The following is a 21,090-nucleotide window of genomic DNA, read 5'->3' on the forward strand; positions in this document are numbered from 1 at the left end:
GGCCGTTCCTGCCGTCGGACCCGGGCCTTACACTGGCAGGTACGGTGCTGGCACTCGGGTGTTCAGAGTGCCAAGGCCGGGGTCCTGCGGGGCCGGCCGGACAGCTCGAATGCGGACACATGCCACAACGGCGTGTCACAACGGACAACGCGTGAAGACGGAGGTGCGTGCCCCATGGCCGGTGAGGTCCGTCAGCTCGACGACCGCAAGCTCGCGGTGCTTCGCGCGATCGTCCAGGACTACGTGGGGACGGAGGAGCCGGTCGGCTCCAAGGCCCTGGTCGACCGGCACAACCTCGGGGTCTCCCCGGCCACCGTCCGCAACGACATGGCGGCGCTGGAGGAGGACGGCTACATCCACCAGCCGCACACCAGCGCCGGACGCATCCCCACCGACAAGGGCTACCGGCTGTTCGTCGACAAGCTGGCCGAGGTCAAGCCGATGAGCGCGCCCGAGCGGCGGGCGATCCGGCACTTCCTGGACGGCGCGGTGGACCTCGACGACGTGGTCGCCCGCACGGTGCGGCTGCTGGCCCAGCTGACCCGCCAGGTCGCGGTGGTGCAGTACCCCTCGCTGAGCCGCTCCACGGTGCGGCACATCGAGCTGGTCGCGCTGGCCCCGGCGAAGGTGATGCTGGTCCTGATCACCAACACCGGCCGGGTCGAGCAGCGGCTGGTGGACTGCCCGGGCACCGTCGGCGAGAGCTTGCTGGCGGACCTGCGGGCCCGGGTCAACGCACGGGCCGCGGGCCAGCGGCTCCCGGAGGTCCCGGGGCTGCTGGAGGAACTGCCCGCGCTGTTCGAGGCGGCCGACCGGCCGACCGTGTCGACGGTGCTGGCGACGCTCTTCGAGACGCTCGCCGAGCAGAGCGAGGAGCGGATCATGCTGGCCGGCACGGCCAACCTGACCCGCTTCGGCCACGACTTCCCGCTGACCATCCAGCCGGTGCTGGAAGCACTGGAGGAGCAGGTCGTCCTGCTCCGCCTCCTGGGTGAGACCGCGGACGCCGGGATGACGGTCCGGATCGGGCGGGAGAACGCCTACGAGGGCCTGAATTCCACGTCGGTCGTCTCGGTCGGTTACGGTTCGGGCGACGAAAGCGTGGCCAAACTGGGTGTGATCGGTCCGACCCGGATGGACTACCCGGGCACAATGGGGGCGGTGCGAGCGGTGGCACGGTACGTGGGCCAGATCCTGGCCGAGTCGTAGGAACGAGCCCGCCGGAATCCGGCGGTGCCCGAAGTCGCAAGCACACTTACAGGCGGAACAAGCGGAGCATTTGGTGGCCACGGACTACTACGCGGTACTCGGCGTCCGACGGGATGCGGGGCAGGACGAGATCAAGAAGGCGTTCCGGCGCCTGGCACGCGAACTGCACCCGGACGTCAACCCGGACCCGAAGACGCAGGAGCGGTTCAAGGAGATCAACGCCGCCTACGAGGTGCTCTCCGACCCGCAGAAGCGCCAGGTCTACGACCTCGGCGGCGACCCGCTCTCGCCGAACGGCGGGGGCGGCGGGGCGGGCGGCTTCGGCGCGGGCGCGGCCGGCTTCGGCTTCTCCGACATCATGGACGCCTTCTTCGGCGCCGCCTCCGGCCAGCGCGGCCCGCGCTCGCGGACCCGGCGCGGCCAGGACGCCATGATCCGCCTGGAGATCACCCTGGAGGAGGCCGCGTTCGGCACCACCAAGGAGCTCCAGGTCGACACGGCCGTCACCTGCACCACCTGCAGCGGAGAGGGCGCCGCGCCCGGCACCTCCGCGCAGACCTGCGACATGTGCCGCGGCAAGGGCGAGGTCTCCCAGGTCACCCGGTCCTTCCTGGGCCAGGTCATGACCTCCCGCCCCTGCCCGCAGTGCCAGGGCTTCGGCACCGTCGTGCCGACCCCGTGCCCGGAGTGCGCCGGCGACGGCCGGGTCCGCGCCCGCCGCACCCTGACCGTCAAGATCCCGGCCGGTGTCGACAACGGCACCCGCATCCAGCTGGCCGGCGAGGGCGAGGTCGGCCCCGGCGGCGGCCCGGCCGGCGACCTGTACGTCGAGATCGCCGAGACCACCCACGCGGTGTTCCAGCGGCGCGGCGACGACCTGCACTGCACCGTCACCATCCCGATGACGGCGGCCTCGCTCGGCACCCAGGTGCCGCTGCAGACCCTGGACGGGGTGGAGGAGGTCGACATCCGGCCCGGCACCCAGTCCGGCCAGTCCATCCCGCTGCACGGCCGGGGCATCACCCACCTGCGCGGCGGCGGCCGGGGCGACCTGATAGTGCACGTCGAGGTGCAGACGCCCACCAAGCTCGACGCCGAGCAGGAGGACCTGCTGCGCCGCCTGGCGGTGCTGCGCGGCGAGGAGCGGCCCTCCGGCCAGTTCGCGCCCGGGCAGCAGGGGCTGTTCTCCCGGCTGAAGGACGCCTTCAACGGCCGGTAGCCGTCCCGCGCGGGGGTGCCGAGGCTTCCTCGGCACCCCTTTCGCGTTCCCGTTCCCCTTCCCACCCCGGAGGTTCCCCGCATGACCGCGCCCGTGTTCGTCGCCGACACCGAGCGGATCGCCGCCGCCGCGCCCGGCGCCCTGGTGCTGCTGGACGGGCCGGAGGGCCGGCACGCGGCCGCCGTGAAGCGGCTGGAGCAGGGCGAGGCGGTCACCCTGACGGACGGCCTCGGCCTCGGCGTGGACGGCACCGTCGCGCGGGTGCTCGGCAAGGACGCGGTCGAGGTGGCGGTGGCGGCCGTGCGCGAGGAGCCGCAGCCGCAGCCGCGGATCGTCGTCGTCCAGGCGCTGCCCAAGGGCGACCGGGGCGAGCTGGCCGTGGAGACCATGACCGAGGTCGGCGTGGACGTGGTGATCCCCTGGGCGGCGTCGCGCTGCATCACCCAGTGGAAGGGCGAGCGCGGCGGCAAGGCGCTCGCCAAGTGGCGGGCCACCGCGCGGGAGGCCGGCAAGCAGTCCCGCCGGCTGCGCTTCCCCGTGGTCCGCGACGTGATGACCACCCGGCAGCTGGCCCCGGTGCTGATCGGCGCCGCGTTCGCGGCCGTGCTGCACGAGGAGGGCGCCGAGCCGCTGGCCGGCGCCGCGCTGCCGGACACCGGGGACCTGGTGCTGGTGGTCGGCCCGGAGGGCGGGGTCTCCCCGGAGGAGCTGGCCGCCTTCGCCGCGGACGGCGCGAAGCCGTACCGGCTCGGCCCCTCGGTGCTGCGCACCTCGACCGCCGGCGTGGCGGCCGGCGCGCTGCTGCTGGGCCGCACCGGCCGCTGGTCGTAGCACCGGTTCCCCGGCGGCGTCCCCCGCAGGGGGCCGTGGTCGGGAAAGTCCCGGCGCGCGGGGCGGCCCCGTGCCTAGGGTGACGGGTGTGAGCGAACCCGAGAGCACTCCCGTGGGCGCCTATCTGCGCCACCCGCACCTGCACGGTGACCTGATCACCTTCGTGGCCGAGAACGACGTGTGGCTCGCCCCGCTGGACGGCGGCCGGGCCTGGCGGCTGACGGCGGACCACGTCCCGGTCCGCCGCCCCCGGTTCTCCCCGGACGGCCGGTACGTCGCGTTCACCTCCACCCGCGACGGCGCCCCCGAGGTGCACCTCGCGCCGGTGGACGGCGGCCCGTCCCGCCGGCTCACCTACTGGGGCGACGACCAGACCCAGCTGCGCGGCTGGACGGCGGACGGCCGCCCGATCGCCACCACCGCCGCCGGGCAGGCCTCGCTGCGCCGCACCTGGGCCCACGCCGTGCCGCTGGACGGCGGCGAGCCGGTGCGGCTGCCGTACGGGCCGGTCGGCGGGCTGGCCTTCGAGCCGGGCGGCGACCGGGCGCTGCTGGTCTCCGCGTTCGGCGTGGAACCGGCTTGGTGGAAGCGGTACCGGGGCGGGCGGGCCGGGAAGCTGTGGATCGGCGCCGAGCGCTTCGAGCGCGTCCACGAGGAGCTGGCCGGCAACATCGAGTCGCCGCTGTGGGTGGGGGAGCGCATCGCCTTCCTCTCCGACCACGAGGGCGTCGGCGCGCTGTACTCCAGCCTCCCGGACGGCTCCGACCTGCGCCGCCACGGCACCTCCCCGGAGGGCTTCTACGCCCGCGACGCCGCCACCGACGGCACCCGGGTGGTCTGGCACAGCGCCGGGGAGGTGTGGCTGCTGGAGGACCTGGCCGGCGCCGAGCCGCGCCGCCTGGACGTCGGCCCGGCCGGTCCGCGCGCCGGCCGCCGCCCCCGCCCGGTCTCCGCCGCCCACTGGCTGGAGGGAGTCGCCCCGGACCGTACCGGCCGGGCCGGCGCGGTGGTGGTGCGCGGCACCGTGCACTGGCTGACCCACCGCGAGGGGCCGGCCCGGGTGCTGGACGAGACGCCGGGCGTGCGCGGCCGCCTCGCCCGGGTGGTGCCGGGCCCGGCGGGCGAGGACGCCGCCCAGGGCGTGGTCTGGGTGACCGACGCGGAGGGCGAGGACGCGATCGAGTACGCGCCCGCCGTGCTCGGCGCCGAGCGCCGCCGGCTGGCCGCGGGCCTCCTCGGGCGGGTCCGCACCCTGCTGGTGTCGCCGGACGGCAAGCAGTTGGCGGTCGGCTCGCACGACGGCCGGGTGCTGCTGGTCTCGCTGGCCGACGGGGCCGTGCACGAGCTGGCGCGCAGCGCCGACGGCGAGGTCAGCGGGCTGGCGTTCAGCCCCGACTCGGCGTGGCTCGCCTGGTCGCAGCCGGCCCTCGGGCCGTGGTCGCTGCGCCAGATCGTGCTGGCCAACCTGGCCACCAGGACGGTCTCCGAGGCGACCCCGCAGCGCTTCATCGACACCTCGCCGGCGTTCACCGCGGACGGCCGGCACCTGGCGTTCCTCTCGGTGCGCAACTTCGACCCGGTGTACGACTCGCACGTCTTCGACCTGTCGTTCCCCAACGGCTGCCGCCCGTACCTGATCACGCTGGCCGCCGACACGCCGTCCCCGTTCGGGCCGATCCGGGCCGGCCGGCCGGTCGGCGGCGAGGACGACGAGCCCCGCGGCAAGCGGACGGACGGCGAGGAGGGCGGGGCCGACGCGCCGCCGGTGACCCGGGTCGACCTGGACGGCATCGCCGACCGGATCGTGCCGTTCCCGGTGGAGGGCGGCCGGTTCGGCGCCCTGCGGGCCGCCAAGGACGGGGTGCTGTGGACGCGCGTCCCGCTGGTCGGCGAGCTGGGCGACGAGGCGGCCTCGCTGGAGGACGAGCGCCCGCGGCCCACCCTGGAGCGCTTCGACCTCCGCAAGCGCCGGGCCGAACAGCTGGTCGACGGCCTGGACGCGTTCGCGGTGAGCGGCGACGGCACCCGGCTGGCCGTACTGGACGAGGGCGAGCTGCGGATCCTGCCCGCCGGCCACAAGGCGTCCGGCGAGGACGAGGAGGCCGACGTCGACCTGGCCCGGCTGCGGGTGACCGTCGACCCGGCGGCCGAGTGGCGGCAGATGTACGACGAGAACGGCCGCCTGATGCGGGACAACTTCTGGCACCCGGACCTCGCCGGGGTGGACTGGGCCGGGGTGCTGGCCCGCTACCGCCCGCTGGTGGAGCGGCTCGGCTCGCACGACGACCTGGTGGACCTGCTCTGGGAGGTGCACGGCGAGCTGGGCACCTCGCACGCGTACGTGGTGCCGCCCGGGACGCACACCGAGGCGGCCCGCCGGCAGGGCCTGCTCGGCGCCGATCTGGTCAGGGACGGCGAGGCGTGGCGGATCGCCCGCATCCTGCCCGGCGAGTCCTCGGACCCCCGGGCGCACTCGCCGCTGGCCGCGCCCGGCGCGGCGATCCGCCCGGGGGACGCCGTGCTCGCGGTCAACGGCCGCCCGGTGGACCCGGTCACCGGCCCGGCGCCGCTGCTGGCGGGCACCGCCGGGCAGCCGGTGGAGCTGACCGTGGCCGGCAAGGACGGCACCGACCGGCGCCACCCGGTGATCGTGCCGCTCGCCGACGACGAGGCGCTGCGCTACCACGACTGGGTGGCCGGCCGGCGGGCCGCGGTGCGCGAGCTGTCCGGGGGCCGGCTCGGCTACCTGCACGTCCCCGACATGCAGACCACCGGCTGGGCGCAGATCCACCGCGACCTGCGCTCGGAGATGGCCAGGGAGGGCGTGATCGTCGACATCCGGGGCAACCGGGGCGGGCACACCTCGCAGCTGGTGGTCGAGAAGCTGTCCCGGCGGATCGTCGGCTGGGGCGTCGCCCGGGACATCGCCAACCCGTCGCCGTACCCCGAGGACGCCCCGCGCGGGCCGGTCGTCGCCCTGGCCGACGAGTACTCCGGCTCGGACGGCGACATCGTCAACGCGGCCATCCAGGCGCTGGGCATCGGCCCGGTGGTCGGCACCCGCACCTGGGGCGGGGTGATCGGCATCGACAGCCGGTACTCGCTGGTGGACGGGACCCTGGTGACCCAGCCGAAGTACGCGTTCTGGTCGGAGCGGGTCGGCTGGGGCCTGGAGAACCACGGCGTGGACCCGGACGTCGAGGTGCCGTTCCCGCCGCACGCCTGGGCGGCGGGGGAGGACCCCCAGCTCGCCGAGGGGGTCCGGCTGGCCCTGGAGGCGCTCGCCGAGCGTCCGGCGAAGACCCCGCCGGCGGTGCCGGGCCACCGGTAGCCGCGGGCGCGGCGGGAGGCCCGGCCGGGTCTCCCGCCGGTCCGGCCGGACCGGCCTCCCGCCGCGCGGAGGCTCGGCTAGCATGCCGCCGTACGTACCGACCCGATTCCGCGAGGAGACCCCGATGGCCGGCGAGCCGCAGTCCGACTGCCTGTTCTGCAAGATCGTGGCGGGCGAGATCCCGGCCACCGTGGTGCGCAAGACCGAGCGGGTGCTCGCCTTCCGCGACATCGCACCGAAGGCCCCGGTGCACGTCCTGGTCATCCCGCACGCCCACTACCCGAACGCCGCCGCGCTGGCCGCCGAGGAGCCGGAGATCGCGGGCGAGCTGCTCGCCGAGGCCGGCCGGGTCGCCGCCGACGAGGGCGTCGAGGACTACCGGCTGATCTTCAACACCGGCGCCGGCGCCGGCCAGACGGTCTTCCACGCCCACGTCCACGTGCTCGGCGGCAGGCCGATGACCGAGAGCATGGTCTGACGGGGGTGTCGCAGCGCGAACTCGTCGTCCTCGGCACCGCCAGCCAGGTGCCGACCCGGCACCGCAACCACAACGGCTACCTGCTGCGCTGGGACGGCGAGGGCCTGCTGTTCGACCCCGGCGAGGGCACCCAGCGCCAGATGCTGCGCGCCGGGGTCTCCGCCACCCAGCTCACCCGGATCGCCGTCACGCACTTCCACGGCGACCACAGCCTGGGCCTCGCCGGGGTGATCCAGCGGATCAACCTCGACCGCGTCCCGCACCCGGTGGACGTCTACTTCCCGGCCTCCGGCGAGGTGTACTTCGAGCGGCTGCGCCACGCCACCGCCTTCCACGAGACGGCCGTGCTGCGGCCCCGCCCGATCGAGGAGCCCGGCCCGCTGCCGGCGCCCGGCGCCCGCTTCGCGCTGGACGCCGTCCGGCTCTCGCACCCCGTCGAGTCCTTCGGCTACCGGCTGCGCGAGCCGGACGGCCGCCGGCTGGTGCCCGAAAGGCTGGCCGCCCTGGGCATCGGCGGGCCGGACGTCGGCCGGCTCCAGCGGACCGGCGCGATCGAGGCGGACGGCCGGCGGGTCACCCTGGACGAGGTCAGCGAGCCCCGGCCCGGCCAGCGGTTCGCCTTCGTCATGGACACCCGGCTCTGCGAGGGCGTGCACGAGCTCGCCGAGGGGGCCGACCTGCTGGTCGTCGAGGCGACCTTCACCGACGCCGACGCCCGGCTCGCCGAGGAGCACGGCCACCTCACCGCCGGCCAGGCCGGCAAGGCCGCCGCCGAGGCGGGCGCCCGCACCCTGGTGCTGACCCACTTCTCCCAGCGCTACCCGGACCCCGGCCAGCACCTGGCCGACGCACGCAAGCACTTCGACGGCCCGATCGTGCTTGCCGAGGACCTCGCCCGGGTACCAGTACCGCCCCGGCAGCGGTGACCAGCGGCGGACGGTCCGGAAAACCGCTCGCGCCACCCGGGCGGTCTGCCGCAGCATCGTCGGGTGCGGCCCCGCCGCCCGCCGCGTCGATCACGTACGCGGCGTACCCTGGTGCCCCGGGAGAGACCCAGCGGCACCACGAGACACGGATGGGATGAGGCAGGCCCCAGCGCCGACCTATGAGTGACACATCGCAGACCCGTACCAACGGACAGCCGCGCCCCGAGCCGGCCGACGACGGCCGCGTCAGCGCCCGGATCGTCATCCCCGAGAAGCATCCGATGGTCACCCTGCTCGGCGCCGCCGACTCGCTGCTGCGGGTGATCGAGCAGGGCTTCCCCGCCGCCGACATCCACGTCCGCGGCAACGAGGTGACCGCGACCGGCGCCCGCGCCGAGGTCGCCCTCGTCAAGCAGCTGTTCAGCGAGATGATGCTGGTGCTGCGCACCGGCCAACCCCTGACGGAGGACGCCGTGGAGCGCTCCATCGCCATGCTCCGCGGTGCCGCGGAGGACCCCGACAGCCCGGCGCCGTCGCAGGTGTTCACCGCGAACATCCTGTCCAACCGGGGCCGGACCATCCGTCCCAAGACCCTCAACCAGCAGCGCTACGTCGACGCGATCGACAAGCACACGATCGTCTTCGGCCTCGGCCCGGCCGGCACCGGCAAGACCTACCTGGCGATGGCCAAGGCCGTCCAGGCCCTCCAGGCCAAGGAGGTCAACCGGATCATCCTGACCCGCCCGGCCGTCGAGGCGGGGGAGCGGCTGGGCTTCCTGCCCGGCACCCTCTACGAGAAGATCGACCCGTACCTGCGCCCGCTGTACGACGCGCTGCACGACATGATGGACCCGGACTCCATCCCGCGCCTGATGGCCGCCGGGACCATCGAGGTCGCGCCGCTCGCCTACATGCGCGGCCGCACCCTCAACGACGCCTTCATCATCCTCGACGAGGCCCAGAACACCTCGCCCGAGCAGATGAAGATGTTCCTCACCCGCCTCGGGTTCAACTCCCGGGTGGTCGTCACCGGCGACACCAGCCAGATCGACCTCCCGGGCGGCACCCGCAGCGGCCTCAAGGTCGTCCAGGACATCCTGGCCGACGTGCCCGACATCCACTTCTCCGTCCTCACCAGCACCGACGTGGTCCGCCACAAGCTGGTCGGCCGGATCGTGGACGCGTACGAGCGCTGGGACGCCCGCCAGGAGGCCCAGGAGACCGACGAGCGCCGCCTCCCGGTCAAGCCCGCCCAGCGGCGCGGCTCGCGCGCACCCCGACAGTCCCATCGCACCGAAAGCTGAGTAACCAGCCCGTCATGTCGATCGACATCGCCAACGAGTCCGGTTGGGACGTCGACGAGGAGTCCGTCCTCGCCGTCGCCCGCTACGCACTGGACAAGATGCGGATCCACCCGCAGTCCGAACTGTCCGTGATCCTGGTGGACGGGGCTGCGATGGAGGAACTGCACATCCAGTGGATGGACCTCCCGGGCCCGACGGACGTGATGTCCTTCCCGATGGACGAGCTGCGCCCCGGCAAGGAGGGCGAGGAACTCCCGCAGGGCCTGCTCGGCGACATCGTGCTCTGCCCCGAGGTCGCCGAGCAGCAGGGCAAGGCGGCCCCGTCGAAGCACTCCATGGACGAGGAGCTCCAGCTGCTCACCGTGCACGGCGTGCTGCACGTGCTCGGCTACGACCACGAGGAGCCGGACGAGGAGGCCGAGATGTTCGGCCTCCAGAAGGCGATCCTCGACGGCTGGCGGGCCGAGCGGGGCCTCGGCGGCATCTCGCCGGCCCCCACCACCCACTGAGCACGGAGTCCGAACCCCTGTGAGTGGTGAGAGTACGAGTTTCATCCTCGGTGCCGTGCTGCTCGTCGTGCTCGGCTGGCTGGCCGCGTGCGCCGAGGCGGGCATCTCCCGGGTCTCCCGGTTCCGGGCGGAGGAGGCCGTGCGCTCCGGGCGCAAGGGCTCGGCCCGGCTGCTGGCGCTGGCCACCGACCCGATCCGCTACCTCAACCTGGCCACCCTGATCCGGGTCGCCAGCGAGATGGCGGCGGCGGTCCTGGTCACCGTGGTGTGCGTGCGCACCATCGACACGACCTGGCAGGCCGTGCTGCTGGCGTTCGGCGTGATGGTGCTGGTGTCCTTCGTGGCGGTGGGCGTCTCGCCGCGCACGATCGGCCGCCAGCACCCGCTCACCACCGCCACCGCGGCCTCCTTCGTGCTGCTGCCGCTGGCCCGGATCCTCGGCCCGATCCCGCGGCTGCTGATCCTGCTCGGCAACGCCCTGACCCCGGGCAAGGGCTACAAGGAGGGCCCGTTCGCCTCCGAGGCCGAGCTGCGGGCGCTGGTCGACCTGGCGGAGAAGAACGACGTCATCGAGGACGAGGAGCGCCGGATGGTGCACTCGGTCTTCGAGCTGGGCGACACCATCGTCCGCGAGGTGATGGTCCCGCGCACCGACCTGGTGATGATCGAGCGGCACAAGACCGTGCGGCAGGCGCTGACCCTGGCGCTGCGCTCGGGCTTCTCGCGGATCCCGGTGGTCGGCGACAACGAGGACGACGTGGTCGGCATCGTCTACCTCAAGGACCTGGTGCGCCGCACCCACATCAACCGGGACTCCGAGTCCGACGAGGTCGGGGCCGTGCTGCGCCCGGCGGTGTTCGTGCCGGACTCCAAGCCGGCCGCCGACCTGCTGCGCGAGATGCAGCAGATGCGCTCGCACGTGGCGATCGTGATCGACGAGTACGGCGGCACGGCCGGCCTGGTCACCATCGAGGACATCCTGGAGGAGATCGTCGGCGAGATCACCGACGAGTACGACCGGGAGATCCCGCCGGTGGAGGACCTCGGGGACGGCTCGTACCGGATCACCGCGCGGCTGCTGGTGGAGGACCTCGGCGAGCTGTTCGGGATCGAGCTGGAGGACGAGGACGTCGAGACGGTCGGCGGCCTGCTGGCCAAGAACCTCGGCCGGGTCCCGATCCCCGGCTCGTCCTGCGAGATCCCGCTGCCCGAGGAGGTCCCGGGCGGCCTGACCGCGATCCGGCTGACCGCCGAGAGCTCCGCCGGCCGCCGCAACCGGATCGGCTCCGTCGTCGCCGCCCCCGTGCCGGCCGGGGCCGGGGCGGCCCGGGAGGGCGGCGAGTAGCGTTCGGGGGGCTCCGGGGCGACGATGGGAGGCATGACGCACCAACTTCGCGCGGAGTACGGCCCGCAGGGGACGGCGGGCGGGGTGAAGGTCTGGCACGTCGTGCGGGAGAAGGACCCGGCGCTCGCGCTGTGCGGCCGGACCGTTCCCGCCGAGGCCGAGACCAGGCCGGAGCAGGAGTGGGGGACCGGCCTTCGGGGTTGCCAGCAGTGCGGCTCGCTGTACATGCACGAGGTGCCGCACATGCAGGGGAGCCACCCCTACAGCTAGCCAGGCGTTTCGACCACCTCGGAGGTCGCCATGAAGCTGCAAGACGAACTGCCCGTCGACCACAAACTCGTGCTGGTCTGGCGGATCGGGGCGGGGCTCGGCGGAATCTTCCTGATCGTGTTCGGCTGCCTGGGACTGGCCGACCACCCGGGCTTCCTGTCCACCGAGGGCGACGAGATCGCCGGGATGTCCACCAACGGCGCGCTGAGCATCCTGTCCATCGTGGTGGGCGGGATCCTGGTGCTCGGCGCGGTCGTCGGCGGGAACTTCGCCGCCAATCTGAACATGGCGGCCGGTGTGCTGTTCATCCTGTCCGGGTTCTACGGGCTGACGGTGCTCGAACGGCCGGACGCCAACATCCTGAACTTCGGCATCCACAACGTGATCTTCGCCTTCGCCTTCGGCGTGGTGATCACCGCGTTCGGGATGTACGGGCGGGTCAGCGGCCACCTGCCGCACGACAACCCGTACTGGCGCAAGCGGGTGGGGGAGGAAGCGGAACTGCCGACCGGTCCCAAGACCTTCGTGAAGGTGATGCGGCCCGGACCGCCCAACCCGATCGGGCACTGAGGACCCCGTCGGGCCTCGGCCGCCGGGGCCTATGCTCCTGGGCATGAGTGACATCGTCGAGCTGGACCCCGAAGACAAGAAGATCATCACCCTGGCCCGCTCCGCCCGCGCCCGCAACGGCGTCGCGGAGGGGGCCGCGGTGCGTGACGAGACCGGCCGCACCTACGTGGCCGGGACGGTCGCGTTGGAGTCGCTGCGGCTGAGCGCGGTGCAGACGGCGGTGGCGATGGCGGTGGCCAGCGGCGCGAAGTCGCTGGAGGCGGCGGCCGTGGTGACCGAGGCGGAGCAGCCCTCGGAGGCCGACCTGGCGGCGGTGCGGGACCTCGGCGGGGCGGGCACCCCGCTCCTGCTGGCCGGCCCGGACGGGACGCTGCGGGTCTCGGCCGAGGCCCGCTGAACGCAGGCCCGGCGCGGCCGGGACGAGGCCGGTGCCCGGGGTTCACGCCCCGGGCACCGGCGCGTTCCGGGCCCCTGGATCTGCCGGATAATCTCACCGGGGACGGGCGGGGAGACGCGCGGGGAGACGGCGCGGTGAGGGGGCTGGGCGATGGGGCCGTTCGCGTTCTTCGCGGGGCTGCTGCTGGGCGTGATGGGCATGGGCAAGTGGCAGGAGACCGGGTCGCCGTTCTGGCTCTGGGGCTCGGTCGCCTTCCTGCTGCTCGTCCTCGGCTGGGGCCTCGGCGCGGTGTTCGGCGGGAAGAAGTGAGGGCCCGGACGGGCGGTGTCCGCCCCGGCGGGGGTGATCAGGGAGAATGGAGCCCATGAATGCCCCTTCCTCCTCGTACCGCTCCGGCTTCGCGTGCTTCGTCGGCCGGCCCAACGCGGGCAAGTCGACCCTGACCAACGCTCTGGTGGGGACGAAGGTCGCGATCACCTCCGACCGCCCGCAGACCACCCGGCACACCGTCCGCGGCATCGTGCACCGCCCGGACGCCCAGCTGGTTCTGGTGGACACCCCCGGCCTGCACAAGCCGCGCACCCTGCTCGGCGAGCGCCTCAACGACCTGGTCCGCTCCACCTGGGCCGAGGTCGACGTGATCGGCTTCTGCCTGCCCGCCGACCAGAAGCTCGGCCCCGGCGACAAGTTCATCGCCAAGGAGCTCGCCGGGATCAAGAAGACCCCCAAGGTGGCCATCGTCACCAAGACCGACCTGGTCGACTCCAAGCGGCTGGCCGAGCAACTGATCGCCGTCCAGCAGCTCGGTGCCGAGCTGGGCATCGAGTGGGCCGAGATCATCCCGGTCTCCGCCGTCGGCGACAAGCAGGTCGAGCTGGTCGGCGAGCTGATCAGCAGGCTGCTGCCGGAGGGCGTGCCGCTCTACCCGGACGGCGACCTCACCGACGAGCCCGAGCAGATCATGGTGGCCGAGCTGATCCGCGAGGCCGCGCTGGAGGGCGTGCGCGACGAGCTGCCGCACTCGCTGGCCGTCGTGGTCGAGGAGATGCTGCCGCGCGAGGGCCGCCCGGCGGACCGGCCGCTGCTGGACATCCACGCCAACGTCTACATCGAGCGGCAGAGCCAGAAGGCGATCGTGATCGGGGCCAAGGGCGCCCGGCTCAAGCACGTCGGCACCACCGCCCGCAAGCACATCGAGGCGCTGCTCGGCACCCCGGTCTTCCTGGACCTGCACGTCAAGGTCGCCAAGGACTGGCAGCGCGACCCGAAGCAGCTGCGCAAGCTCGGGTTCTGACCGGCGGACCGGCGGGGAGGGGCGCGGCGTGGAGCTGCACACGCGTGAGTGGGGCACCGGTGACCGGGTCGCGCTGCTGGTCCACGGGATCATGTCCGACCACCGCAGCTGGCGGTCGGTCGGCCCGGCGCTCGCCGGGCGCGGCTACCGGGTGATCGCCGTCGACCTGCGCGGCCACGGCGCCAGCCCGCGCGGCGACGGCGGCACCGCGGTGGACCGCTACCGCCCCGAGCGGTTCGCCGACGACCTGGTGGACACCCTGCCGCGGGGCGCCGAGCTGGCCATCGGCCACTCGCTCGGCGCGCTGACCCTGCTGCATGCCGTCGAGCGGCTGCGCCCGGCCCGGGCGGTCTACTCGGACCCGGCCTGGAAGTTCGTCCAGCCGGGGCTCTTCGACCCGGCGGTCTTCGTCCAGTTCAAGCAGGCCACCCGGGCGCAGATCGCCGCGGTCAACCCGCGCTGGGAGGCCGGGGACGTGGAGGTCGAGCTGGCCACCCTGGCGCTCTGGGACCCGGACACCGCGCTGGCGCTCTCCGCGCTGCACGACCGGGCCGCGCTGCCCGGCGCCCCGGCGGTGCCCTCGCTGGTGCAGCTCGCCGACAACAGCTGGCTGATCGGGCCCGAGGACGCCGCGACCCTGCGCGGCCTCGGCTACGAGGTCCGTACGGTGCCCGGGGCCGGCCACACCATCCACCGCGAGGACCTCCCCGGCTTCCTGGCCTCCCTCGACGGCTGGCTGTGACCGCTACGCGCCTTCGCGAAGGACCAGGGAGACCAGCTCGCGCTGGGACTCGGTGAGCTTGGGGTCCGCGCAGTGCACCGTCCGCCCGTCGACGGTGATCTCGTAGTGGAAGCCGTCCGGTACCCCGTAGGAGGGCGTGCGCAGCCCGCCCGCGACGGCCTCGCGGGCGAGCGCGTGCACGTGCGGGGCGTCCACCCGCTCGGTGGTGTCGAGCTCAGCGCGGCGGACGTGTCCCGCGAGGCCGCCGGTCCGGGTCACCTGGATACGCATGGTGTCCATGGTGCTACCCAGCGATGGCGTCCGCCGGGGTTTTCCCGGACCTTGACTTAAGAGCGGCTCAAGTCGGGCTGATGCCGACCTTCGCCCAGGAGGCGGTCACCGTGTCGGCCACCTCCGGCTCCGGGTAGCGGGCCTTCGCGGCGGCCACGGTGGCCCGGGCGAAGGCGGTGAAGTCGGCGTCGGAGGGCAGCCGCCGGCCGGTCAGCGCGTCGTACCAGATCCGGCCGGCCCGCTCCCAGGCCGGCCCGCCGAGCGCGGTGGCGAGCAGGTAGAAGGCGTGGTTGGGGATGCCCGAGTTGATGTGCACCCCGCCGTTGTCCTGCGCGGTGCGCACGTAGTCGCGCATGTGGGCGGGTTGTGGGTCCTTGCCCAGCCGGGGGTCGTCGTAGGCGGTGCCGGGCGCCTTCATCGAGCGCAGCGCGACCCCCTGCACGCCGGGGGCGAGCAGTCCGGCGCCGATCAGCCAGTCCGCCGCGGCGGCGTCCTGGTGCAGCGCGTACTGCTTGACCAGCGAGCCGAAGACGTCGGAGACCGACTCGTTGAGCGCGCCGGGCTGGTTGCGGTACTCCAGGCCGGCGGTGAACTGGGTGACACCGTGGGCGAGTTCGTGGCCGATGACGTCGATGCAGGCGGTGAAGTCGCCGAACACCTCGCCGTCGCCGTCGCCGAACACCATGCGCCGGCCGTCCCAGAAGGCGTTGTCGTAGTCCCGTCCGTAGTGGACGGTGGCGTCCAGCCGCAGGCCCTGGTCGTCGATGGAGTGCCGCCCGTAGACGGCGGAGAGCAGCGTCCAGGTGGCGCCGAGTCCGTCGTAGGCGCGGTTGGCGGACTGGTCGGGCAGCGGGCCCTCGCCCTCCCGGCGGACGGTGCGGCCGGGCAGGCGTTCGCGGTGCCCGGCGTCGGAGATCACCCGCTCCAGGCGGTCGGCGGGGGCCCGGGCGGGCAGGGCGGCGGTGAGCCGGGCGGCCCGGTGCGCGGCGTCGAGGGAGAGCGAGCGGGCGGCGGGTTCATGACCGTCCTCGGCGAGGCGGTCCAGGACGTACGGCGGAACGATCGCGCAGAGCGTCGGTTCGGCTGTCATGTGGCCCAGAGTGAGGCATTGATGACGTGTTGTCACCGGCGCGGACCGGATTGCGCGCCGCCCGCCCGCTTCCGTGCGCCGTCTCAAGGAGTGGGAAGACCGGCGGGCCCGCTTCGGGGTCGCGCGGCGCTGGGTTAGGCTGGGCCGCATCATGCGCAACGGGCTGCTTCTTCTTAGCTGCCGCGTCGAGGGCCTGTAGTCCACCAGGGCCGGCTCCCTCGCCGCGGGGACTGTGCTGCGCGCTGAATTCGGGTGACCCCCTGGCGGGTCGCGAGCGGCAGCAGGCCGGCCGAGTCGGGTGAGGACACCGCCCCGACCAGCCCGCACCACGCATCACAGGAAGCCGAGACTCACCTCCATGACCGAGCAGAGCTCCGCCGCGCCCGTTCCCGCCGCCCGGGCCTTCGTCGACCGCCCCACCCCGATCACCGCCGACTCGGTGCGCCAGCGGCCGTCCGGCATGCGGCACGGCCGCTACCTGCCGTTCGGCACCGTCGACCTGCCGGACCGCACCTGGCCGTCGAAGGTCATCACCAAGGCGCCGCGCTGGCTCTCCACCGACCTGCGGGACGGCAACCAGGCGCTGATCGACCCGATGTCCCCGGCGCGCAAGCGCAAGATGTTCGACCTGCTGGTCGCGATGGGCTACAAGGAGATCGAGGTCGGCTTCCCCTCCTCCGGGGCCACCGACCACGCCTTCGTGCGCTCGCTGATCGAGGAGGGGGCGATCCCCGAGGACGTCACCATCTCGGTGCTGACCCAGGCGCGCGAGGAGCTGATCGAGAAGACGATCGAGTCGCTGGTCGGCGCGCCGCGCGCGACCGTCCACCTGTACAACGCGACCGCGCCGCTGTTCCGCCGGGTGGTGTTCCGCAACGACAGGGCGGCCACCAAGGCGATCGCCACCGAGGGCACCCGGCTGGTGATGGAGTACGCCGAGAAGCTGCTGGGCGACGACACCGTCTTCGGCTACCAGTACTCGCCGGAGATCTTCGTCGACACCGAGCTGGACTTCGCGCTGGAGGTCTGCGAGGCGGTCATGGACGTCTGGCAGCCGGGCGAGGGCCGCGAGATCATCCTGAACCTGCCGGCCACCATCGAGCGGGCCACCCCGAACGTCCAGGCCGACCAGTTCGAGTGGATGTCGCGCAACCTGTCGCGCCGCGAGTTCGTCTGCCTGTCGGTGCACCCGCACAACGACCGGGGCACCGCCGTCGCCTCCGCCGAGCTGGCCTACATGGCCGGCGCCGACCGGATCGAGGGCTGCCTGTTCGGGCAGGGCGAGCGGACCGGCAACGTCGACCTGGTGACCCTGGGGATGAACCTGTTCTCGCAGGGCGTCGACCCGCAGATCGACTTCTCCGACATCGACGAGGTGCGCCGCACCGCCGAGTACTGCAACCAGATGGAGGTGCACCCGCGCCACCCGTACGCCGGCGACCTGGTGTACACCTCCTTCTCCGGCTCGCACCAGGACGCCATCAAGAAGGGCTTCGACGTCCTGGAGGCGGACGCGGCCGCGGCGGGCGTGCCGGTCGAGGAGCACACCTGGGGCGTGCCGTACCTGCCGATCGACCCGAAGGACGTCGGCCGCACCTACGAGGCGGTCATCCGGGTCAACAGCCAGTCCGGCAAGGGCGGCGTGGCGTACGTGCTGAAGAACGACCACAAGCTGGACCTGCCGCGCCGGATGCAGATCGAGTTCTCCCGGATCATCCAGGCCAAGACCGACGCCGAGGGCGGCGAGGTCACCCCGGCCGAGATCTGGCGGGTCTTCGAGGACGAGTACCTGCCGACCACGGCGAACCCGTGGGGCCGGATCTCGCTGACCGGCTCGCGCACCCTGACCACCGAGGACGGCCGGGACGCGCTGACCGCCGAGGCCGTGGTGGACGGCGTGCCGGTGACCCTGGCCGGTACCGGCAACGGCCCGGTCTCGGCGTTCGCCGACGCGCTGGTGCGGATCGGTGCGGACGTACGGGTGCTGGACTACGCCGAGCACGCGCTGAGCGAGGGCGGCGACGCCCAGGCCGCCGCGTACGTCGAGTGCGCGGTGGACGGCCGGGTGCTGTGGGGCGTCGGGATCGACGGCAACACCGTGCTGGCCTCGCTGAAGGCGATGATCAGCGCCGTCAACCGGGCGCGGCGGGGGTAGTTCGTACGAGTGGTCATCGCCGGGCCGTCCCGTTCGGGGCGGCCCGGCGGCGTTCCCGGGCCGGGCCGTGCGGCCCCCGGGCCCGGGGCGCGCGCGTTGTGTCCTGCGCCACATTTTTTCGAGGTTCGGGACGTTCGAAGTACTGACACGTGTCGGCAACCGTGGCAACATCGTCCCACCGGAACGCCGGGTCGGTGGGACGGCCCGGTGGCCGGTCGCGTGACCTGCCCATTGTTGTGCAGGCCGCCTGCCATGTCTGGGGAGTGGCGCCGTGACAGGGATGTGGGGTGTTCGCCCGCGGTGGCGGACTGACGTTCTCGGTGACTTCTTCTGTCCAGGCTGCGGCGGGGACCGCAACTACCGCCGGCAGTACGGCCGGCGGTGGCTGCGGCTGCTGGGGACCCCGGTGCTCCCGCTCGGACCGGTGATCGGCAGCGTGCAGTGCACCAGCTGCCACGGCCGGTTCGGGGTGGAGAGCCTGGAGCAGCCCACCTGCGTACGCCTGGGCGGGATGCTGCGCGACGCCCAGTACACCGTCGCGCTGGCCCTGCTGGCCGCCGGCGGCACCGCGCACCGCGCGGCCCGCGAGGCCGCCTGCGCGGCGGTCCGGGACGCCGGGTTCGAGGACTGCGGCGAGGCCCAGGTGCTGGCCGCGCTGGCGGCGCTGTCCGGCCTCGGCGGCGAACTGTACGACGCGCACGGCATGGCCGGCGGGCTGGCCGTGGAACTGCACGCGGTGCTCGAACCGATCGCCCCGCACCTGGCCCAGCCGGGCCGGGAGCGGCTGCTGCTGCAGGGCGCGGCGATCGCCCTGGCCGACGGCCGGTACCGCCCGCAGGAGCGGGACGCGCTGGACGCCGTCGGGCGCTGCCTGGACCTGCCGCAGGCGCGGGTGGGGGAGCTGCTGGAGGCGGCGACCCGGGCGCCCTACTAGGGAACGTCCCGGGGTTGCGCGGCCGTCCTCCGGGGAGGGGCGGCTGGGGGACAATGGTGGGATGTCCACACTGTTCGAGGCCCGCCGCGGCGAGGCGGGCGCATGAGCCTCTTCCGGGACGACGGCGTGGTGCTCCGGGCGCAGAAGCTCGGCGAGGCCGACCGGATCATCACCCTGCTCACCCGCAACCACGGCAAGGTGCGCGCGGTGGCGCGCGGGGTGCGCAAGACCAAGTCGAAGTTCGGCGCGCGCCTGGAGCCGTTCTCGCACGTGGACGTGCAGTTCTTCAGCCGGGGGAGTGAGTTGGTCGGGCGCGGGTTGCCGCTGTGCACCCAGGTGGAGACGATCGCCCCGTACGGCGGTCCGATCGTCGCCGACTACGGCCGCTACACCGCCGGCACGGCCATGCTGGAGACGGCGGAACGGTTCGCCGAGAACGAGGGCCAGCCGGCCGTCCAGCAGTACCTGCTGCTGGTCGGCGGCCTGCGCACGCTGGCGGCCGGGCTGCACGAGTCGCACCTGGTGCTGGACGCCTTCCTGCTGCGGTCGCTCGCGGTCAACGGGTACGGCGCGAGCTTCGACGACTGCGCCAAGTGCGGCATGGAGGGCCCCAACCGGTTCTTCTCGCTCCAGGCGGGCGGCGTGCTCTGCCCGGACTGCCGGGTGCCCGGATGTGCCGTACCCTCCCCTGAGACACTGGTACTGCTCGGGGCGCTGCTGTCAGGGGACTGGCGGACTGCCGACGCCTGCGAGCCGAGGTACTGGCGGGAGGGCAGCGGCCTGGTCGCGGCCTATCTGCAGTGGCACCTGGAGCGGGGCATCCGCTCGATGAGATACGTGGAGAAGTGAGCACATGGCAGCGCGACGGCTCTTCGGCGGCGGCAAGCAGAGGGAGTACCTCCCCCCGACCCCGCACCCCAGCGGCGCCCGGCCCCCGAAGATCCCCGGCGAGCTGGTCCCCGGCCACGTCGCGATCGTCATGGACGGCAACGGCCGCTGGGCGAAGGAGCGCGGGCTGCCGCGCACCGAGGGCCACAAGGTCGGCGAGGGCGTCGTGCTGGACGTGCTGAAGGGCGCGATCGAGCTGGGCGTGAAGAACGTCTCGCTGTACGCGTTCTCCACCGAGAACTGGAAGCGCTCACCCGACGAGGTGAAGTTCCTGATGAACTTCAACCGCGACGTCATCCACCGCCGCCGCGACGAGATGGACGCGATGGGCGTGCGGGTGCGCTGGGCGGGCCGGATGCCCAAGCTGTGGAAGAGCGTCGTCCAGGAGCTCCAGGTCGCCGAGGAGCAGACCAAGGACAACGACGCGGTCACCCTGTACATGTGCGTCAACTACGGTGGCCGGGCCGAGATCGCGGACGCCGCGGCGGCCATCGCGGCCGATGTGGCGGCGGGCCGGCTGGACCCGAAGAAGGTCAACGAGAAGACCCTCGCCAAGTACCTGTACCACCCGGACATGCCGGACGTGGACCTCTTCCTGCGCCCCAGCGGCGAGCAGCGGACGTCCAACTTCCTGCTCTGGCAGTCGGCGTACGCGGAGTTCGTGTTCCAGGACGTGCTCTGGCCGGACTTCGACCGGCGCGACCTGTGGCGGGCCTGCGAGCAGTACGCGATGCGCGACCGCCGGTTCGGCGGGGCGATCCCCAACGAGGTGCCGGCCGATCTGGCCGCCGAGGTGCCGGCGCAGCGCTGAGCGCGCCCGGGTGCGCGCGAGGGCCCGCGGGAGGTTTCTCCCGCGGGCCCTCGTGTCGTTCCCGGCGCGGTGTCCGGCTCCGTTCCCGGTGCGGATCAGGCCTTCTTGGCGCACTCCGCGCAGGTGCCGAAGATCTCCAGGGTGTGCGCGATGTCGCTGAACCCGTGCTCGGCGGCGACCGAGTTGGCCCAGCGCTCGACGGCCGGGCCCTCGACCTCGACGGTGGCACCGCACTGGCGGCAGACCAGGTGGTGGTGGTGCCCGCTGCTGCACCGGCGGTAGACGGCCTCGCCGTCGGCGGTGCGCAGGACGTCGACCTCGCCGGCGTCGGCGAGCGACTGGAGCGTCCGGTAGACGGTGGTGAGGCCGACCGAGTCTCCCCGGTGCTTCAGCATGTCGTGGAGCTCCTGTGCGCTGCGGAAGTCCTCGATCTCGTCCAGGACCGCCGAGACGGCGGCGCGCTGCCGGGTCGATCGGGCTCGCGGCGACGGGCCTGCGGTGGTCACCGTGGGTCCTC

Annotated in this window: 22 protein-coding genes; 19 read left to right on the plus strand and 3 right to left on the minus strand. The window is 73.3% G+C overall.

Going from position 1 to position 21,090, the window contains the following annotated elements:
• Positions 1-174 precede the first annotated feature (174 nt).
• The 15 genes from hrcA to ACFU74_RS13395 all read left to right on the plus strand — a co-directional run bounded on the left by hrcA (position 175) and on the right by ACFU74_RS13395 (position 14,425).
• A complete protein-coding gene (gene hrcA / locus ACFU74_RS13325; protein WP_380755843.1) occupies positions 175-1,209 on the plus strand; it encodes a heat-inducible transcriptional repressor HrcA in 1,035 nt (344 codons plus the stop codon).
• A 73-nt stretch (positions 1,210-1,282) separates the two neighbouring features.
• Entirely contained in the window at positions 1,283-2,428 is a 1,146-nt protein-coding gene (gene dnaJ / locus ACFU74_RS13330; RefSeq protein ID WP_380627762.1) for a molecular chaperone DnaJ, read from the plus strand.
• A gap of 81 nt (positions 2,429-2,509) precedes the next feature.
• Positions 2,510-3,259: a 16S rRNA (uracil(1498)-N(3))-methyltransferase gene (locus tag ACFU74_RS13335; protein WP_380755845.1), complete on the plus strand. Its 750-nt coding sequence runs from the start codon at positions 2,510-2,512 to the stop codon at positions 3,257-3,259.
• A gap of 88 nt (positions 3,260-3,347) precedes the next feature.
• A complete protein-coding gene (locus ACFU74_RS13340; protein WP_380755847.1) occupies positions 3,348-6,590 on the plus strand; it encodes a S41 family peptidase in 3,243 nt (1,080 codons plus the stop codon).
• Positions 6,591-6,714: 124 nt separating this feature from the next.
• Positions 6,715-7,068 (plus strand): histidine triad nucleotide-binding protein, encoded by a 354-nt coding sequence (locus tag ACFU74_RS13345; RefSeq protein WP_380755887.1) that lies wholly within the window; start codon positions 6,715-6,717, stop codon positions 7,066-7,068.
• 5 nt (positions 7,069-7,073) lie between these two features.
• Positions 7,074-7,994, plus strand: a complete 921-nt coding sequence (locus ACFU74_RS13350; protein ID WP_380755849.1) for a ribonuclease Z — start codon at positions 7,074-7,076, stop codon at positions 7,992-7,994.
• 179 nt (positions 7,995-8,173) lie between these two features.
• The gene (locus ACFU74_RS13355) at positions 8,174-9,298 is read left to right on the plus strand and encodes a PhoH family protein (protein ID WP_380755851.1); all 1,125 of its coding nucleotides are present in this window, start codon (positions 8,174-8,176) and stop codon (positions 9,296-9,298) included.
• Positions 9,299-9,312: 14 nt separating this feature from the next.
• A complete protein-coding gene (ybeY, locus tag ACFU74_RS13360; RefSeq protein WP_350546232.1) occupies positions 9,313-9,807 on the plus strand; it encodes an rRNA maturation RNase YbeY in 495 nt (164 codons plus the stop codon).
• A gap of 19 nt (positions 9,808-9,826) precedes the next feature.
• Positions 9,827-11,152: a hemolysin family protein gene (locus ACFU74_RS13365; RefSeq protein WP_380755853.1), complete on the plus strand. Its 1,326-nt coding sequence runs from the start codon at positions 9,827-9,829 to the stop codon at positions 11,150-11,152.
• 33 nt (positions 11,153-11,185) lie between these two features.
• Positions 11,186-11,422 (plus strand): hypothetical protein, encoded by a 237-nt coding sequence (locus ACFU74_RS13370; protein WP_380755855.1) that lies wholly within the window; start codon positions 11,186-11,188, stop codon positions 11,420-11,422.
• Positions 11,423-11,452: 30 nt separating this feature from the next.
• Positions 11,453-11,992 carry a DUF4383 domain-containing protein gene (locus tag ACFU74_RS13375; RefSeq protein WP_380755857.1) on the plus strand — a complete coding sequence of 180 codons (540 nt, stop codon included), beginning with the start codon at positions 11,453-11,455 and terminating at the stop codon, positions 11,990-11,992.
• 43 nt (positions 11,993-12,035) lie between these two features.
• Entirely contained in the window at positions 12,036-12,389 is a 354-nt protein-coding gene (locus ACFU74_RS13380) for a cytidine deaminase (protein WP_380755859.1), read from the plus strand.
• Between the two features lie 150 nt (positions 12,390-12,539).
• The gene (locus ACFU74_RS13385) at positions 12,540-12,698 is read left to right on the plus strand and encodes a hypothetical protein (protein ID WP_158960387.1); all 159 of its coding nucleotides are present in this window, start codon (positions 12,540-12,542) and stop codon (positions 12,696-12,698) included.
• 55 nt (positions 12,699-12,753) lie between these two features.
• Positions 12,754-13,683 (plus strand): GTPase Era, encoded by a 930-nt coding sequence (gene era / locus ACFU74_RS13390; RefSeq protein ID WP_380755861.1) that lies wholly within the window; start codon positions 12,754-12,756, stop codon positions 13,681-13,683.
• Positions 13,684-13,711: 28 nt separating this feature from the next.
• Positions 13,712-14,425: an alpha/beta fold hydrolase gene (locus ACFU74_RS13395; protein ID WP_380755863.1), complete on the plus strand. Its 714-nt coding sequence runs from the start codon at positions 13,712-13,714 to the stop codon at positions 14,423-14,425.
• A gap of 3 nt (positions 14,426-14,428) precedes the next feature.
• Here ACFU74_RS13395 and ACFU74_RS13400 read toward each other — a convergent pair whose 3' ends face one another.
• Positions 14,429-14,695, minus strand: a complete 267-nt coding sequence (locus ACFU74_RS13400; protein ID WP_344337572.1) for a protealysin inhibitor emfourin — start codon at positions 14,693-14,695, stop codon at positions 14,429-14,431.
• A gap of 67 nt (positions 14,696-14,762) precedes the next feature.
• Positions 14,763-15,785 carry a M4 family metallopeptidase gene (locus tag ACFU74_RS13405; protein WP_380755865.1) on the minus strand — a complete coding sequence of 341 codons (1,023 nt, stop codon included), beginning with the start codon at positions 15,783-15,785 and terminating at the stop codon, positions 14,763-14,765.
• A 358-nt stretch (positions 15,786-16,143) separates the two neighbouring features.
• Between ACFU74_RS13405 and leuA the strand changes: the two genes are divergently transcribed.
• From leuA to ACFU74_RS13425, 4 genes are all read left to right on the plus strand, one after another.
• On the plus strand, positions 16,144-17,940 hold the full coding sequence (gene leuA / locus ACFU74_RS13410; RefSeq protein WP_380755867.1) for a 2-isopropylmalate synthase: 1,797 nt from the start codon (positions 16,144-16,146) through the stop codon (positions 17,938-17,940).
• A gap of 280 nt (positions 17,941-18,220) precedes the next feature.
• On the plus strand, positions 18,221-18,874 hold the full coding sequence (locus tag ACFU74_RS13415; protein ID WP_380755889.1) for a TerB family tellurite resistance protein: 654 nt from the start codon (positions 18,221-18,223) through the stop codon (positions 18,872-18,874).
• Positions 18,875-18,976: 102 nt separating this feature from the next.
• Positions 18,977-19,723 carry a DNA repair protein RecO gene (gene recO / locus ACFU74_RS13420; RefSeq protein ID WP_380755869.1) on the plus strand — a complete coding sequence of 249 codons (747 nt, stop codon included), beginning with the start codon at positions 18,977-18,979 and terminating at the stop codon, positions 19,721-19,723.
• Positions 19,724-19,727: 4 nt separating this feature from the next.
• Complete coding sequence (locus tag ACFU74_RS13425; RefSeq protein ID WP_380755871.1) at positions 19,728-20,573, plus strand: isoprenyl transferase; 846 nt, start codon at positions 19,728-19,730, stop codon at positions 20,571-20,573.
• Positions 20,574-20,668: 95 nt separating this feature from the next.
• On the opposite strand, the gene ACFU74_RS13430 is transcribed toward ACFU74_RS13425, so the two are convergent.
• Positions 20,669-21,079, minus strand: a complete 411-nt coding sequence (locus ACFU74_RS13430; RefSeq protein ID WP_350546264.1) for a Fur family transcriptional regulator — start codon at positions 21,077-21,079, stop codon at positions 20,669-20,671.
• Positions 21,080-21,090: the final 11 nt, after the last annotated feature.

This window comes from Kitasatospora sp. NPDC057500 (assembly GCF_042802195.1).
GTDB lineage: Bacteria > Actinomycetota > Actinomycetes > Streptomycetales > Streptomycetaceae > Kitasatospora.